This window comes from Oleiphilus sp. HI0066 (genome assembly GCF_001635725.1).
Map to the genome: position 1 here is coordinate 1 of NZ_LWFH01000955.1, position 341 is coordinate 341.

The window sequence follows — 341 nt, forward strand, 5'->3', positions numbered from 1 at the left end:
ACGACTTTCATTAGACGGCATCACGCCGTCCGCAATCAAAAACGCGGCTGAGCGAATATGATCAGCAATAACACGCAAAGATTTTTCTTCAGTGGACACACCATTCAAAAGATTAGACGCATCAGATAACAAATCTTGGAATAGATCGATCTCGTAGTTGCTATGCACACTTTGCATAACGGCAGCGATACGCTCCAACCCCATCCCTGTATCAACTGAAGGTTTTGGTAATGGATTCATTTTCCCGTCGGCAGTGCGGTTAAACTGCATAAATACCAGATTCCAAACCTCAATGTAACGATCACCGTCATCATTTGGTCCACCAGGAGGATCACCTGCAA

General features: G+C 44.9%; 1 protein-coding gene. It reads right to left on the reverse strand.

The window, feature by feature from the left end; translation table 11 throughout:
- A partial coding sequence (locus A3738_RS10825) for an alanine--tRNA ligase-related protein (protein ID WP_231876619.1) occupies positions 1-341 on the reverse strand: 341 nt, incomplete at both ends.